This window comes from Streptomyces sp. NPDC037203 (genome assembly GCF_055605065.1).
In genome coordinates this window covers 278246-293511 of record NZ_JBVJUC010000004.1, presented here as the reverse complement: position 1 = coordinate 293511, position 15266 = coordinate 278246, and the positions used below count along the sequence as shown (strand labels likewise).

Genomic DNA, 15266 nt, shown 5'->3' with positions numbered 1-15266 from the left:
CCTGGGAGCAGCCCGCGATGGCTCGACACCTCATCACCAGCGCCCTTCCGTACATCAACGGGATCAAGCACCTGGGCAACATGGTGGGGTCCATGCTCCCGGCCGACGTCTACTCCCGCTACCTCCGCCAGCGCGGCCACGACGTCCTCTACATCTGCGCCACCGACGAGCACGGCACCCCCGCCGAGCTGGCCGCCAAGGAGCAGGGCCTTCCCGTGGACGCGTTCTGCGCGCAGGCGCACGACGCCCAGAAGGCGGTCTACGACGGCTTCGCGCTGGCCTTCGACTACTTCGGCCGCAGCTCCTCCGCCGAGAACCGCGAGATCACCCAGCACTTCGCCCGCAAGCTGAACGAGAACGGCTTCATCGAGGAGCGGGCGATCCGCCAGGTCTACAGCCCCGCCGACGGCCGGTTCCTCCCGGACCGCTACGTCGAGGGCACCTGCCCGCACTGCGGCTACGACAAGGCCCGCGGCGACCAGTGCGAGAACTGCACCCGCGTGCTGGACCCGACCGACCTGATCAACCCGCGCAGCGCGATCTCCGGCTCCACCGACCTGGAGGTCCGCGAGACCAAGCACCTCTTCCTGCTCCAGTCCAAGCTCCAGCACGAGGTCGAGGAGTGGGTCGCCCGGCATGAGGCCGACTGGCCGCAGCTGGCCTCCTCCATCGCCCGCAAGTGGCTGACCGAGGGTCTGCACGACCGGGCGATCACCCGCGACCTGGACTGGGGTGTCCCGGTCCCGGCGGACACCTGGCCCGAGCTGGCGGCCGAGGGCAAGGTCTTCTACGTCTGGTTCGACGCCCCGATCGAGTACATCGGCGCGACGAAGGAATGGGCGGACCAGGACCAGGCCAACCGGGACTGGAAGTCCTGGTGGTACGACGTCGACACCGAAGTCCGCTACACGGAGTTCATGGCCAAGGACAACGTCCCGTTCCACACGGTGATGTTCCCGGCCACGGAACTGGGCGTGCGCGAGCCGTGGAAGAAGGTCGACTACGTCAAGGCCTTCAACTGGCTGACGTACTACGGCGGCAAGTTCTCCACCTCGCAGAAGCGGGGTGTGTTCACCGACCAGGCCCTGTCCATCCTGCCCGCCGACTACTGGCGCTACTTCCTGATCGCCAACGCCCCGGAGTCGGACGACTCGTCCTTCACCTGGGAGCACTTCACCGCCACGGTGAACAAGGACCTGGCCGACACGCTCGGCAACTTCGTCAACCGCGTCCTGTCCTTCTCCCGCAAGCGCTTCGGCGACGACGTCCCGGCCGGCGGCGAGCCGGGCGAGGCGGAGGCGAGGCTCGGCGAGGAGATCGCGAGGCTCCTCGCGGAGTACGAGTCGCAGATGGAGTCCCTCCAGTTCCGCAAGGCCGCGGCGGCCCTGCGCGCACTGTGGTCGGCCGGCAACTCCTACCTGGAGGAGAAGGCCCCCTGGCTGGAGATCAAGACCGACAAGGACGGCGCGGCCCTCACCCTGCGCACGGCGATGAACCTCATCCACCTCTACGCGGTCGTCTCCGAGCCCCTGATCCCGGCCACGGCAGCGGCCATGCGCGGTGCCTTCGCCCTCGCCTCGGACACCGCCACCTGGGTGAGTGGGGACGAGGCCAAGTCCCTCACCTCGGTGCCGGCCGGCACCCCCTTCACGGTCCCGCCGGTCCTGTTCGCCAAGCTGACGGACGACGATCTGGCCGCCTACAAGGAGCGCTTCGGCGGCGAGGACAAGGCGGAGCCGACCGCCTGAGTCGTCGTGCGGCACCGCAGGGCCCGGAACGTCATCATGGCTTCCGGGCCCTGTTCGTGTCCTGCGGGTCCGCTTCCTCTGGCAGAGATCGGATCTCGTGAACCTTCCCGAACCCCACCGGCGGCTGATCGCGGACGCCGTCACGGCGGGCGGACCGCATGGTCTGGTCCTCGCCGGCGGATACGCGCTGGAGGCGCACGCGCTCCTGCGGCGCCCGCACGGCGACGTCGACCTCGCCACCGAGAGCGCCGAGGACATGCCGCGCATCGCCTGCGCGGTCACGGCCGCCCTGGAGGCGAGGGGTCGTACCGTCCGCGCCGGGGACGTGACCGCGCGCACCGCGCGGCTCACCGTCACCGACCCGCCGACCGGCGAGCCCGGCGTCCTCGGCCTGCACAAGGAGAGCCTGTGGGGGCCGCCGGAGCTCACCGCGTACGGGCCCGCGCTGTGCCTGGAGGACGCCGTCGGTACGAAGATCCGCGCGCTCTACGACCGGGGCGCCGCCGTCGACCTGATCGACGCGCGGGCCGCGGCGAGCCGGTTCTCCCTGCCCGACCTGGAGGAACTGGGCCGCCGGCACGCCCATGACGCCTTCGACCTGCCCACCCTCCAGTCCCGGCTGACCGGCACCGACTTCTACCCCGACACCCACTTCACCCGGTACGGCCTCGACGAGGCGGAGATCGCCGGGCTGCGGGCCTGGGCCCAGCGGTGGTCGGACGACATCGCCGAGCGGCTGCTGGAGGACGGCGCCTTCCCCGACCTGGAGGAGACCGAGCGGGAAGAGGGCGAGTGACGCGAAGACGCCCGGCACCCCGAGGGGGTCCGGGCGTCTCGCGCCTGCGGGGGGACTACTTCGGCTGCGGCTTCCTGATGCTCAGGTGCAGCTCGCGCAGCCGGGACTCCTCCAGCTCGGTCGGGGCGCCCATCATCAGGTCCTGGGCGTTGCCGTTGAGCGGGAAGGCGATCGTCTCGCGGATGCTGGGCTCGTCCGCGAGGAGCATGACGATACGGTCCACACCGGGGGCGATGCCGCCGTGCGGCGGGGCGCCGAAGCGGAACGCGCGCAGCATGCCGGCGAACTTCTCCTCGACGGTCTCCCGGTCGTAGCCCGCGATCTCGAACGCCTTCAGCATGATCTCCGGCTCGTGGTTCCGGATCGCGCCGGAGGACAGCTCGACGCCGTTGCAGACGATGTCGTACTGCCAGCCCAGGATGTCCAGCGGGTCCTGCGTCTCCAGTGCCTGCAGGCCGCCCTGCGGCATCGAGAAGGGGTTGTGCGAGAAGTCGATCTTGCCGGTCTCCTCGTCCTTCTCGTACATCGGGAAGTCGACGATCCAGCAGAAGCGGAAGACGTTCTCCTCGAACTGGCCGGCGCGCTTGGCGGCCTCGACGCGGACCGCGCCCATGATCTTGGAGACCTCGTCGTACTCGCCGGCACCGAAGAAGATCGCGTGGCCGGGGGCGAGGGAGAGGCGCTTGGTCAGCTCGGCGACGTTCTCCTCGGTGAGGAACTTCGCGATCGGGCCGGTCAGCGTGCCGTCCTCGCCGACGCGGACCCAGGCCAGGCCCTTGGCGCCCAGCGTCACCGCGAAGTCGCCGAGCTGGTCGAAGAACTTGCGCGGCTGGTCCTGCACCGCCGGCACCGGCAGCGCGCGCACGTGCTTGCCCGCGAACGCCTTGAACTCCGAGCCCTCGAAGACATCGGTGATGTCCACCAGCTCCAGCTTGGCGCGCAGGTCCGGCTTGTCGGAGCCGTACTTCAGCATCGCCTCGCGGAACGGGATCCGCGGGAAGGGGGAGGTGACGTGCCGGCCGCCGCCGAACTCCTCGAACAGCTCGGTCATGAGCTTCTCGATCGGCTGGAAGACGTCCTCCTGCTCGACGAAGCTCATCTCGACGTCGAGCTGGTAGAACTCGCCCGGCGAACGGTCGGCGCGGGCGTCCTCGTCGCGGAAGCAGGGCGCGATCTGGAAGTAGCGGTCGAAGCCGGAGATCATCAGCAGTTGCTTGAACTGCTGCGGGGCCTGCGGCAGCGCGTAGAACTTGCCGGGGTTCAGCCGGGAGGGGACGACGAAGTCGCGGGCGCCCTCGGGGGAGGTCGCGGACAGGATCGGCGTCGCCATCTCGTTGAAGCCGAGCGCGGTCATCTTGTGGCGAATCGCGGAGATGACCGCCGTACGCAGCATGATGTTGCGGTGCATGCGCTCGCGGCGCAGGTCGAGGAAGCGGTACTCCAGGCGCCGCTCCTCGTTGACCCCGTCCTCGGCGTTGATGGTGAAGGGCAGCGGCTGGGCCGCGCCGAGCAGCTCGACCTCGGTCACCTCGACCTCGATCTCGCCGGTCGGCAGGTCCGGGTTCACGTTCTCGGTTCCACGTGAAACAACGGAGCCGTCGACGCGGACCGTGGACTCCTTGGAGAGCTTGTCCAGGGCCTCGTAGGCGGGGGTGCCGGGGCGGGCGACCAGCTGCGTGATGCCGTAGTGGTCGCGCAGATCGATGAAGAGGATGCCGCCCAGGTCGCGCCGATTGTGCAGCCAGCCGCTGAGCCGGACGTCGGTGCCGACGTCAGAGGCGCGGAGCTGGCCGCAGGTGTGGGACCTGTACCGATGCATCGTCGTTCATCGTCCTTCGTGGGTTTCGGGTGATGACCGCCGGGGTTGCCGACCCTGGCTGGTCCAAGGGTACCGGCCACCCCACGGTCGGCTCCCCGTGATTCGCGGCCCCGGAGCCCTCCCCGGCCGTACGGTGGCACACACCGGTCGCAACTCCTTAAATTAGGGCAATGCGTACAGGTGAGCCGCTCCCGGCCGTCGGAGACGTCCTCGCCGCACTCGCGACCGGGCTGTGGCACTGGGACACCGCGGACAAGCTGGTCACCGTGGACGCGGAGGCGGCGCGGCTGCTCGGGCTGCCCGCGGCGCCGGCCACCCTCACCGAGGACCAGACCCGCGCCCGGCTGCATCCGGCCGACTGGAACGAGATCACCGCGGTGGTGCAGCGCGCGGTCGCCGAGGGCACGCTCGCCGAGGTGCGGGTGCGGATCATGGACGAGGAGGGCACCGTCCTGCGCGTCGCCCGCAGCCGCTCGAAGCCGTCGTACGACGCCGGGCGGCACGCCTATGTCCTGACCGGGACCCTCCAGGAGGTCGCCGAGCCGGGGCCGGACGGACCCGACCCGGTGGGCGGCCGTACCGCGGTCACGGGGCCCTGGCGGCGTTCGCGGGAGGCGTTCCTGCTGGACGCGGGCCGGGCGCTGGCCGAGGCGCGGTCCACCGCGGAGGTGCTGCGGGTCGCGGCGGGCCTGTCGATGCCGGGGTTCTCGCCGAACGGCCTGGTGGTGTTCGGGGTGGAGGGCGACCGGCTGACGATGATCGGCCACCACGGGCACGAGTCCGAGGAGATGGGCCCGTTCACCAGCATGCCGCTGGCCCTGGACTATCCGGCGGCCGAGGTGGTGCGCACCGGGCGGGCGGTCTACCTCTCGTCGCCGGAGGAGTACCGGGAGCGCTATCCGGTGACCTGGCCGCTGGCCCGGCCCTTCGGGCGCAGCTCGTGGGCGTTCCTGCCGCTGACCGTGGGCGGGCGCACCATGGGCGCCTGGATGGCGGGCTTCGCCTATCCGGTGGCGTTCACCCCGGACGAGCGGGCGGTGCTGACGACGGTGGCCCGGATGCTCGCGCAGGCCCTGTCCCGTGCGGAGACCGCCGAGTCGGAGCGGGAGCTGACCGAGGGCCTCCAGCGCTCCATGCTGCCCTCGCTGGGCCCGGAGGTACCGGGGGTGCGGATCGCCGCCCGCTACATCCCGACCGGCGGCGGGCTCCAGGTGGGCGGCGACTGGTACGACATGATCCCGCTGCCCGCCGGCCGGTTCGCGCTGGTCATCGGGGATGTGCAGGGCCACGATGTGCGGGCGGCCGGGCTGATGGGGCAGCTGCGGATCGCGCTGCGCGCCTACGCCTCCGAGGGACACCGCCCGGACGCCGTGCTCTCGCGCGCCTCCCGCTTCCTGCACGGGATGACGCAGGACGCGGAGATCTCCGACCCGCGCTTCGCGACCTGCCTGTACGTGGCGGTCGACCCGGTGAGCGGGCGGCTGGAGATCGCCCGCGCGGGCCATCCGGACCCGGTGATCCGGATGGCCGACGGCACGGTGATGCTGCGGCCGACGGCGGGCGGGCTGCCGCTGGGCATCGACCCGGACGCGGACTATCCGACGACCCGGTTCGCGCTCCAGCCCGGAGAGACGCTGACGCTGTGCACCGACGGGCTGATCGAGACCGGCGGGCACGACCTGGACAGCGGCTGGCAGCGGCTGCGGGCGATCCTGGAGAAGCACGAGGGCGATCTGGAGGCGCTGGCCGACGCGCTGGTGCAGGGCGTGCACGGACCGTCCTCGCACCACACGACGGGACCGCTGGCCGACCGGCGCGAGGACGACATCGCGCTGCTGCTCCTGTGCCGGCCGGGGCCGGGCTGCGGCCGCGACGACACCGCGACGGCGCGCTCGCGGGTGCGGCGCATGCTGCTGTCGGTGGGCCAGGACGAGCCGGAGCGGATCGCCGTGGCGCGCCGGCATGTGCGCGATGTGCTGCACGACTGGTCCTGTCCCGACCAGGTCGACTCGGCGGAGCTACTGGTCTCGGAGATGGTCACCAACGTCCTGGTGCACACCGACGCGGACGCGCTGCTGCTGGTCGAGGTCGTCGAGGAGGACGGCCGGCGGCGGCTGCGGGTGGAGGTGTTCGACAGCGGCGACGACCTGCCGCACAAGCGCCGGCCCGGCGAACTGGCGTCCTCCGGGCGCGGGTTGCTGCTGATCGGGCTCCTCGCGCACGCCTGGGGGGTGGACCCGCAGGGCGAGGGCAAGAGCATCTGGTTCGAGCTCTACGAGGGGGCGTCGGAGCCGGGTGGCGGGGAGCCCCCGGCGGGTGCGGGCGGGTAGCGGTCGCGCAGTTCCTGTACGACACCGAAGGCGGCCGCGGTCAGCGGGACGGCCAGGAGCATGCCGAGGATGCCCGCCACGGAGGCGCCGGCCGTGATGGTGACCATGACCACCGCGGGATGCATCTGCACGGTACGGCTCTGGATCACCGGCTGGAGCACGTGCCCCTCCAGTACCTGCACGGCCAGCACCACCCCGAGCGTCCACAGCGCGATGACGAAGCCCCGGTCGGCGAGGGCGACGAGCACCGAGACCGCGCCGGAGATGAACGCGCCGAGGTAGGGAATGTAGGCGCCGACGAAGACCAGCGCGCCGAGCCCGAGGGCGCCGGGCACCCGGAGGACGAGCAGGCCGGCGGTGATGCAGGCGGCGTCGATCAGGGCGATCAGGGTGGTGCCGCGCATGAAGCCCTCGACTGCCTGGTAGGCGCGCCGCGCGACGGCCTCCAGGGTGTCGGCGGTGCCCTGGGGCGCGAGGGAGCGCAGGGCGCCCGCCACCAGGTGGGAGTCGCGCAGGAAGAAGAAGACCAGGACGAGGGCGAGGACGGCCAGGGCGATGCTCTCGCCGACGACGCTCACCCCGCTGATCACGTTGGTCACGGCCGTGCCGCCGAAACGCCGCAGCAGTTCCCCGGAGTTGGTGGTGAGGTCCTCCAGGCCGGTTCCGGCGGCTCCGAAGTGCCGGGAGACGCTCTTGGCGGCGTTGCGCAGGGAGGTCATGATCTCGTCGCCGCTGTCCACGAGGGCGGCGGCGACGATGTAGACGGCGCCGCCGACGACGGCCACCACCGCCACGCAGGTCAGCCCGGCCGACACCGAGCGCCGCACGCCGGCCCGCACCAGGCGGCGGTGCAGCGGGCCGAGCAGGGCGGTGCCGAGGAGGGCGAGCAGCACCGCGGTGACGGCGGTGCGGAACTCCGCGCACAGCCGCACCCCGACCCATCCGACCCCGGCGGCCAGCAGCAGCACGGCACACCACGCGGCGAACCGCCGGACGGGCTCGGGCAACAGAGGCACGTTCCCCAGCCGATCACGCCGGCCGCCGGGTGTCCCGCCCCGCGGGTCCGGGCGGGTGAGTGCCGTCGTGCCTCAGGGGCGCCCCCGCGGGCTTCGCCTGCCACAAAGGCGCCCCGTTCCGGTCGGGTCAGGCCTCGGGACCCTCGTCGGTCATGCCGTGGACGGCCGGGACCGTGCCCAGGCGGCCCTTCTGGAAGTCCTCGAAGGCCTGCATCAGTTCGTCCTTGGTGTTCATGACGAAGGGGCCGTAGTGGGCCATCGGCTCCCGGATCGGGCGGCCGCCGAGGAGGACGACCTCCAGGTCCGGCGTGTTGCCGTCCTGCCGCTCGTCCGCGCGCACGGTCAGCGAGGATCCGGCACCGAAGACGGCCGTCTGGCCCGTGTGGACGGGTCGGCGCTCGGCACCGGCGCTGCCACGGCCGGCCAGCACGTACGCGAGCCCGTTGAAGTCCTCCCGCCAGGGCAGCGTGATCTCCGCGCCCGGCGCGAGCGTCGCGTGGACCATGGTGATCGGGGTGTGCGTGATGCCGGGACCCTCGTGGCCGTCCAGCTCGCCGGCGATCACCCGCAGCAGCGCGCCGCCGTCCGGCGAGGTCAGCAGCTGGACGCTGCGGGCCCGGATGTCCTGGTAGCGCGGGGCCATCATCTTGTCCTTGGCCGGCAGGTTCACCCACAGCTGGAGCCCGTGGAAGAGTCCGCCCGAGACGACGAGGTGCTCCGGCGGCGCCTCGATGTGCAGCAGCCCGGCGCCCGCGGTCATCCACTGGGTGTCGCCGTCGGTGATGGTGCCGCCGCCGCCCTGGCTGTCCTGGTGGTCGAAGATCCCGTCGATGATGTAGGTGACGGTCTCGAAGCCGCGGTGCGGATGCCAGGGGGTGCCCTTGGGCTCGCCCGGCGCGTACTCCACCTCGCCCATCTGGTCCATCATGATGAACGGGTCGAGATGGCGGTAATTGATCCCCGCGAACGCCCGGCGCACCGGGAAGCCCTCACCCTCGTAGCCGCTCGGCGCGGTGGTGACGGTGAGGACCTTGCGCGCCACCGCGTCGGCGGGGGCGGTCACACGGGGCAGCGTCAACGGGTTCTCGACGGTCACTGCGGGCATGGTGGCCTCCTTCGTGCGCTCACTTTAGTTGAGCGTTGAACTTCTTGCCACCCACAACAGGGCGGGCCCGGAAGGAATTCCCTCCGGGCCCGCACAGCGGCGCCTCTCAGCCGATCAGCCGTACGAGCGCCGGCCGGCAGCGGTACGGCCCTGTCAGCCGTACATGCGGCGCATCGCGTAATCGACCATCTGCTCGACCGCCTTCGCGTCGAACACCATCCGGTGCTCGCCCTCCATGTCCAGGACGAAGCCGTAGCCGGTCGGCAGCAGGTCGATCACCTCCGCACCGGTGATCACGAAGTACTTGGACTCCTTGCCCGCGTACCGCCGCAGCTCCTTGAGCGAGGTGAACATCGGGATCACCGGCTGCTGGGTGTTGTGCAGGGCGAGGAAGCCGGGGGTGTCACCGCGCGGGCAGTACACCTTCGACGTGGCGAAGATCTGCTGGAAGTCCTCGGGGGACATCTGACCGGTGGTGAACGCGCGCACGGCGTCCGCGAGCGAGGGCGGGGACGGCTCCGGATAGAGCGGCGGCTGCTGGCCGTATCCGCCGGCCCCGCCCGCCATCTGCTGCTGCCCCGACGTGTACTGCTGCTGCGCGGCGCCGCCGTCCATGGGCTGGCCGTATCCGTACATGGGCGCAAGCGTACCGAGATCCGGGCCGCCGCAGGGATGGACCCGAACGGCCCACAGGAGTAGACCCATCTCACACTTGGCCGGGCTGGGGTTGCGCCTTATTACCGGCGGGTAGCATCATCGTAGCTACTTATTGGTACGTGAAACAGCTGCGAGGAGTCAGTGCCTCGCCGATCCCTCAACGGAGCCGTCGCCATGGGGCACTACAAGTCGAATCTCCGCGACATCGAGTTCAACCTCTTCGAAGTACTCGGGCGCGACAAGGTGTACGGCACCGGCCCGTTCGAGGAGATGGACGTCGAGACCGCCAAGAGCATCCTGGAGGAGATGACCCGCCTCTCGGAGAACGAGCTGGCCGAGTCCTTCGCCGACGCCGACCGCAACCCGCCGGTCTTCGACCCGGAGACCAACACCGCGCCGGTCCCGGCCTCCTTCAAAAAGAGCTACCAGGCCTTCATGGAGTCCGAGTACTGGCGTCTCGGGCTGCCCGAGGAGATCGGCGGCACCACCTCGCCGCGCTCCCTGATCTGGGCCTACGCCGAGCTGATCCTGGGCGCCAACCCGGCCGTGTGGATGTACTCCTCGGGCCCGGCGTTCGCCGGCATCCTCTTCGAGGAGGGCAACGAGGTCCAGAAGCACATCGCCTCGATCGCCGTGGAGAAGCAGTGGGGCTCCACGATGGTGCTCACCGAGCCCGACGCGGGCTCCGACGTGGGCGCCGGCCGCACCAAGGCGGTCCAGCAGGAGGACGGCTCCTGGCACATCGAGGGCGTGAAGCGCTTCATCACCTCCGGTGAGCACGACATGTCGGAGAACATCCTCCACTACGTGCTCGCGCGTCCCGAGGGCGCCGGACCCGGCACCAAGGGCCTGTCCCTCTTCCTGGTGCCGAAGTACCTGTTCGACTTCGAGACCGGCGAGCTGGGCGAGCGCAACGGCGTCTACGCCACCAACGTCGAGCACAAGATGGGCCTGAAGGCCTCCAACACGTGCGAGATGACCTTCGGCGACCGGCACCCCGCCAAGGGCTGGCTGATCGGCGACAAGCACGACGGCATCCGCCAGATGTTCCGCATCATCGAGTTCGCCCGCATGATGGTCGGCACGAAGGCGATCTCCACGCTGTCCACCGGCTACCTGAACGCCCTGGAGTACGCCAAGGAGCGCGTCCAGGGTCCGGACCTGGCCAACTTCATGGACAAGGCCGCGCCCAAGGTCACCATCACCCACCACCCCGACGTGCGCCGCTCGCTGATGACGCAGAAGGCGTACGCGGAGGGCATGCGCGCCCTGGTGATGTACACCGCCTCGATCCAGGACGCGATCCAGATCAAGGAGGCGAACGGCGAGGACGCCTCCACCGAGCACGCCCTCAACGACCTGCTGCTGCCCGTCGTCAAGGGCTACGGCTCCGAGAAGGCCTACGAGCAGCTGGCCCAGTCGCTGCAGACCTTCGGCGGCTCCGGCTTCCTCCAGGAGTACCCGATCGAGCAGTACATCCGGGACTCCAAGATCGACACCCTCTACGAGGGCACCACCGCGATCCAGGGCCAGGACTTCTTCTTCCGCAAGATCGTCCGCAACCAGGGCGCCGCGCTGAACTCGCTCGCCGAGGACATCAAGAAGTTCCTGGCGCTCGGCACCGGCGGTGAGGAGCTGGCCGGCGCCCGCGAGCACCTGGCCAAGGCAGCCGTGGAGCTGGAGGCGATCGTCGGCCTGATGCTGACCGACCTGGCCGCCACCCAGGACGACGCCAAGAACATCTACAAGGTCGGCCTGAACACCACCCGCCTGCTGCTCGCCTCCGGCGATGTCATCGTCGGCTACCTGCTGCTCAAGGGCGCCGCCATCGCCGCCGAGAAGCTCGCCACGGCCTCCGCGAAGGACAAGGCGTTCTACACCGGCAAGATCGCCGCGGCGAAGTTCTTCGCGGCGAACGTCCTGCCGGGCGTCACCCTCGCCCGCAAGGTCGCCTCGGGCGTCGAGCTGGACCTGATGGAGCTGGACGAGGCCGCGTTCTAGGACCCGGACCGGCGTCGCCGCGCGGCGCCGCTCCCGGACGTTCCGGACGTCCCCGCCGTTTCCGTGCACGGGCCCGCTCCCCTTACCGGGAGTGGGCCCGTGCCCGTCGTTAAGGTGAATCCCATGAGCGCACCCGTCCGCTTCGACCGCGGCCACACCGACGACCTGATGACCTTCCTGGCGGCCGGCCCGTCGCCGTACCACGCCGTGGCGAACGTCGCCGAGCGGCTGGAGAAGGCCGGATTCAGGCAGGTCGCCGAGACGGACGCGTGGGACGGCACCAGTGGGGGCCGGTACGTACTGCGCGGCGGCGCGATCATCGCCTGGTACGTCCCCGAGGGCGCCGCGCCGCACACGCCGTTCCACATCATCGGCGCGCACACCGACTCCCCGAACCTGCGGGTCAAGCCGCGCCCGGACAGCGGAGCGCACGGCTGGCGGCAGGTCGCCGTGGAGGTCTACGGCGGCCCGCTGATGAACTCCTGGCTCGACCGCGATCTGGGCCTGGCCGGCCGGCTGACCCTGCGCGACGGCTCCAGCGTCCTGGTCGACGTGGACCGGCCGCTGCTGCGGGTGCCGCAGCTCGCCATCCACCTGGACCGCTCGGTCAGCAGCGAGGGCCTCAAGCTGGACAAGCAGCGCCACCTCCAGCCCGTGTGGGGTCTCGGCGACGAGGTGCTCGACGGCGATCTGATCTCCTTCCTGGAGCAGGAGGCCGGCCTGGAACCGCACTCGGTGGCCGGCTGGGACCTGATGACGCACCCGGTGGAGCCGCCGGCCTATCTCGGCCGGGACCGCGAACTGGTCGCCGGGCCGCGCATGGACAACCTGCTGTCCGTGCACGCGGGCGCCGCCGCGCTGGCCGCCGCCGTGACGTCCGGCGCCCCGCTCAGCCGCATCCCGGTGCTGGCCGCCTTCGACCACGAGGAGAACGGCTCGCAGTCCGACACCGGCGCGGACGGCCCGCTGCTCGGCTCCGTCCTGGAGCGCTCGGTGTTCGCCCGCGGCGGCACCTACGAGGACCGCGCCCGCGCCCTCGCCGGCAGTGTGTGCCTCTCCTCCGACACCGGCCACGCCGTGCACCCCAACTACGCGGAGCGGCACGACCCGACGCACCACCCGCGGGTCAACGGCGGCCCGATCCTCAAGGTGAACGTCAACAACCGCTACGCCACGGACGGTTCGGGCCGCGCGGTGTTCACCGCCGCCTGCGAGAGGGCCGGTGTCCCCTTCCAGTCGTTCGTCTCCCACAACTCCATGCCCTGCGGCACCACCATCGGCCCGATCACCGCGGCCCGGCACGGCATCCGCACGGTCGACATCGGCGTGGCGATCCTGTCCATGCACAGCGCCCGCGAACTGTGCGGCGCCGACGACCCGTTCCTCCTCGCCAACGCCCTGACGGCCTTCCTCGTGGACTAGTCCCCGCGGTCTCCGGCCGGTCGCGAACGGCCTGCCGCGAAGGCGTCTTTCGGACGGCCGCCTCGCGCAGGGCTATGCGGGGCGGCGCCGGGTACCCGGACGGGACCGGAGATTCCGGAACCGAAAGGGGAGGCGAAGCCTCATGGGGCTCGGCGGATGCATCATCCTCATCGCCGTGGGGGCCATACTCACGTTCGCGACCGACTGGCACATGCACGGCGTCAATCTCACGGTCGTCGGCCTGATCCTGATGGCCGTCGGACTGATCGGCGTCGCCACGTTCAGCGGTATCGCCCGGCGCAGGCGGGTCGTCGTACCGCCGACGACGCCGATCGTGGAGGAGGAACCCCACCACCATCACCACCACACCGGTGACGGCTACACCGACGGCTACGGCGTCTGAGACCCGCTCTCCTGCTCGTCCATGCCCGCCAGGACGAGCGGCAGACGGTCCGTCGCCCCCTCGGCAAGGCGGACCGGGACACCCCAGTCCTGCTGGTGGACGTGGCACGCGGGGTACTGGTTGGCCGGGTCGTCGTCGCAGGACGCGGCCATCGCGGATATGTGCAACACCCCTTCCTGAACGGTCGCGTCGAGCTCCAGCTCGCGGCTCAGACCGGTATCCGCGCCCTCGCCCTCGAGCAGCAGCTCGGGCGGGGTCGAGGAGACCAGCAGGCGGGTGGAGGGGCCGTACCGGGTGTCCAGCTTCTGGCCGGGCGGGGCCTGGAAGATGACGTCCAGCCGCAGCCGGCCGGGGGCGACCTCGGTGGCGGCGCGCTGGGTGCGGTGGGCCACCGACTCCACGCGCACCGCCTCCTCCGGCAGCCGCAGCCGGGTCAGCCGGTGCCGGGCCGACTCCACCACCACGACGTCCTCGCCGACCAGCACCGCGTCACTGGGCTCGCGCAGATCGGTGGCGAGCGTGGTCACCTCGCCGGTCGCGGGATCGTACCGGCGCAGCGCGTGGTTGTAGGTGTCGGCGACCGCGACCGAGCCGTCCGGCAGGGCGGTGACGCCCAAGGGGTGCTGGAACAGGGCCTGTTCCGCCACGCCGTCCCGGTGCCCGAAGTCGAACAGACCGGTGCCGACCGCGGTGTGCACCGCGCCGCCGGGGTCCACCCAGCGCAGGGCGCTGGTCTCGGAGTCGGCGAGCCACAGCCGGTCGGCGGTGGCCGCGAGCCCGGAGGGCTGGGCGAACCACGCCTCGGCGGCGGGGCCGTCGACCAGGCCCTCGTTGGTGGTGCCGGCCGCGACGGCGACGGTGCCGTCCTCGGGGTCGTACGTCCACAGCTGGTGGACGCCCGCCATGGCGATCCACACCTTGCCCCGCCACCAGGCGACGTCCCAGGGGGAGGAGAGGTCCACCTCGCGGGCCGGGCCGGAGGTGGCGGAGCCCTGCATCCACTGGTGCCCGGTGCCCGCGAGGGTCGTGGTGCGGCCCGTCTCCGGATCGAAGCGGCGCAGGGCGTGATTGACGGTGTCCGCCACCACCACGGTGCCGTCGGGCAGCAGGGCGAGCCCCTGCGGCTCCTGGAACCGGGCGCGGTCCTCCAGACCGTCGGTCGCTCCGCGGCCGCCCTGGCCGATGCGCCGTACGACCGTCTCCCCGTCCGGCGCGAGCTCCACCAGTTGGTGCCGGGTGGTGTCGCTGACCAGCAGATTCCCGGAGGGCAGCGCCAATGCCTTGCCCGGAAAGCGCAGTGTCGTCGGCTCCGGCTCCGGCGGGACGTACGGGCCGTCACCGCGGCGCAGGGTGCCCTTCGCCGCGTGCTCGGCCTCCAGCTCCGTCACCAGCCGCTCGATCGCGTGCACATGGCCCTCGCCCGCGTGCTGGGCGACGACATACCCCTCCGGGTCGATCACCACGAGCGTCGGCCAGGCGCGCACCGCGTACTGCTTCCAGGTGGCCAGCTCGGGGTCGTCCAGCACGGGGTGTTCGACGCCGTACCGCTCCACCGCGTCCGCGACCGCGGTGTGGTCCGCCTCGTGCGCGAACTTGGGGGAATGCACGCCGATCACCACCACCGTGTCCCGGTGCCGGTGCTCCAGCTCGCGCAGCTCGTCCAGGACATGCAGGCAGTTGATGCAGCAGAAGGTCCAGAAGTCCAGGACGACGATGCGGCCGCGCAGGTCGGCCAGGGTGTACCGGCGGTCGCCCGTGTTCAGCCAGCCGCCCTTGCCGATCAGTTCGGGGGCACGGACGCGGGGGCGTCGGGGTGGTGCGGAATCGGTCATGGCCCAAGAGTGCCACCGGCCCCCGGCATCCCGCTCGACCTGTGGACAACCCTGGACGACCCGCTCGCAACGCCTGTGGAAAAACGGTCCGCGCACGGCGAATACCCCCGCGCCCGCCGTGATGAATCCGCCGGATC

The 15266-nt window shown here is 71.1% G+C and carries 11 protein-coding genes; 6 read left to right on the top strand and 5 right to left on the bottom strand.

Annotation, left to right across the window (positions count from 1 at the left end):
• Positions 1 to 17 precede the first annotated feature (17 nt).
• Together metG and ACZ7EC_RS14720 are read left to right on the top strand one after the other, a co-directional pair.
• Entirely contained in the window at positions 18 to 1748 is a 1731-nt protein-coding gene (gene metG / locus ACZ7EC_RS14725; RefSeq protein ID WP_397984942.1) for a methionine--tRNA ligase, read from the top strand.
• 97 nt (positions 1749 to 1845) lie between these two features.
• Positions 1846 to 2544, top strand: a complete 699-nt coding sequence (locus ACZ7EC_RS14720) for a hypothetical protein (protein WP_471062504.1) — start codon at positions 1846 to 1848, stop codon at positions 2542 to 2544.
• Between the two features lie 55 nt (positions 2545 to 2599).
• Here ACZ7EC_RS14720 and aspS read toward each other — a convergent pair whose 3' ends face one another.
• Positions 2600 to 4363 carry an aspartate--tRNA ligase gene (aspS, locus tag ACZ7EC_RS14715; protein WP_397984944.1) on the bottom strand — a complete coding sequence of 588 codons (1764 nt, stop codon included), beginning with the start codon at positions 4361 to 4363 and terminating at the stop codon, positions 2600 to 2602.
• A 170-nt stretch (positions 4364 to 4533) separates the two neighbouring features.
• On the opposite strand from aspS, the gene ACZ7EC_RS14710 reads away from it, so the two are divergent.
• Positions 4534 to 6693, top strand: coding sequence for a SpoIIE family protein phosphatase (locus tag ACZ7EC_RS14710; protein ID WP_471062502.1), 2160 nt, complete (start codon positions 4534 to 4536; stop codon positions 6691 to 6693).
• Here the strand turns inward: ACZ7EC_RS14710 and ACZ7EC_RS14705 are convergent.
• The 3 genes from ACZ7EC_RS14705 to ACZ7EC_RS14695 all read right to left on the bottom strand — a co-directional run bounded on the left by ACZ7EC_RS14705 (position 6636) and on the right by ACZ7EC_RS14695 (position 9450).
• Positions 6636 to 7709 (bottom strand): AI-2E family transporter, encoded by a 1074-nt coding sequence (locus ACZ7EC_RS14705; RefSeq protein WP_471062501.1) that lies wholly within the window; start codon positions 7707 to 7709, stop codon positions 6636 to 6638. The two genes, ACZ7EC_RS14710 and ACZ7EC_RS14705, sit on opposite strands and share 58 nt — an antisense overlap.
• Before the next feature lie 127 nt (positions 7710 to 7836).
• On the bottom strand, positions 7837 to 8814 hold the full coding sequence (locus ACZ7EC_RS14700) for a pirin family protein (protein WP_471062499.1): 978 nt from the start codon (positions 8812 to 8814) through the stop codon (positions 7837 to 7839).
• A gap of 153 nt (positions 8815 to 8967) precedes the next feature.
• Entirely contained in the window at positions 8968 to 9450 is a 483-nt protein-coding gene (locus tag ACZ7EC_RS14695; RefSeq protein ID WP_071828465.1) for an SseB family protein, read from the bottom strand.
• A 195-nt stretch (positions 9451 to 9645) separates the two neighbouring features.
• Here ACZ7EC_RS14695 and ACZ7EC_RS14690 point away from each other — a divergent pair, with 195 nt between their 5' ends.
• The 3 genes from ACZ7EC_RS14690 to ACZ7EC_RS14680 all read left to right on the top strand — a co-directional run bounded on the left by ACZ7EC_RS14690 (position 9646) and on the right by ACZ7EC_RS14680 (position 13297).
• Complete coding sequence (locus ACZ7EC_RS14690) at positions 9646 to 11472, top strand: acyl-CoA dehydrogenase (RefSeq protein WP_471062496.1); 1827 nt, start codon at positions 9646 to 9648, stop codon at positions 11470 to 11472.
• 123 nt (positions 11473 to 11595) lie between these two features.
• Complete coding sequence (locus ACZ7EC_RS14685) at positions 11596 to 12894, top strand: M18 family aminopeptidase (protein ID WP_471062494.1); 1299 nt, start codon at positions 11596 to 11598, stop codon at positions 12892 to 12894.
• A 142-nt stretch (positions 12895 to 13036) separates the two neighbouring features.
• Positions 13037 to 13297 (top strand): DUF6458 family protein, encoded by a 261-nt coding sequence (locus tag ACZ7EC_RS14680; RefSeq protein WP_471062492.1) that lies wholly within the window; start codon positions 13037 to 13039, stop codon positions 13295 to 13297.
• Here the strand turns inward: ACZ7EC_RS14680 and ACZ7EC_RS14675 are convergent.
• A complete protein-coding gene (locus ACZ7EC_RS14675; RefSeq protein WP_471062491.1) occupies positions 13285 to 15129 on the bottom strand; it encodes an NHL domain-containing thioredoxin family protein in 1845 nt (614 codons plus the stop codon). The genes ACZ7EC_RS14680 and ACZ7EC_RS14675 overlap by 13 nt on opposite strands.
• Positions 15130 to 15266: the final 137 nt, after the last annotated feature.

Coding starts and splice junctions, on each gene's coding strand:
- ACZ7EC_RS14695 (WP_071828465.1), bottom strand. CDS start 9,450: ATGTACGGATACGGCCAGCCCATGGACGGCGGCGCCGCGCAGCAGCAG.
- aspS (WP_397984944.1), bottom strand. CDS start 4,363: ATGCATCGGTACAGGTCCCACACCTGCGGCCAGCTCCGCGCCTCTGAC.
- ACZ7EC_RS14685 (WP_471062494.1), top strand. CDS start 11,596: ATGAGCGCACCCGTCCGCTTCGACCGCGGCCACACCGACGACCTGATG.
- ACZ7EC_RS14675 (WP_471062491.1), bottom strand. CDS start 15,129: ATGACCGATTCCGCACCACCCCGACGCCCCCGCGTCCGTGCCCCCGAA.
- metG (WP_397984942.1), top strand. CDS start 18: ATGGCTCGACACCTCATCACCAGCGCCCTTCCGTACATCAACGGGATC.
- ACZ7EC_RS14680 (WP_471062492.1), top strand. CDS start 13,037: ATGGGGCTCGGCGGATGCATCATCCTCATCGCCGTGGGGGCCATACTC.
- ACZ7EC_RS14690 (WP_471062496.1), top strand. CDS start 9,646: ATGGGGCACTACAAGTCGAATCTCCGCGACATCGAGTTCAACCTCTTC.
- ACZ7EC_RS14710 (WP_471062502.1), top strand. CDS start 4,534: ATGCGTACAGGTGAGCCGCTCCCGGCCGTCGGAGACGTCCTCGCCGCA.
- ACZ7EC_RS14700 (WP_471062499.1), bottom strand. CDS start 8,814: ATGCCCGCAGTGACCGTCGAGAACCCGTTGACGCTGCCCCGTGTGACC.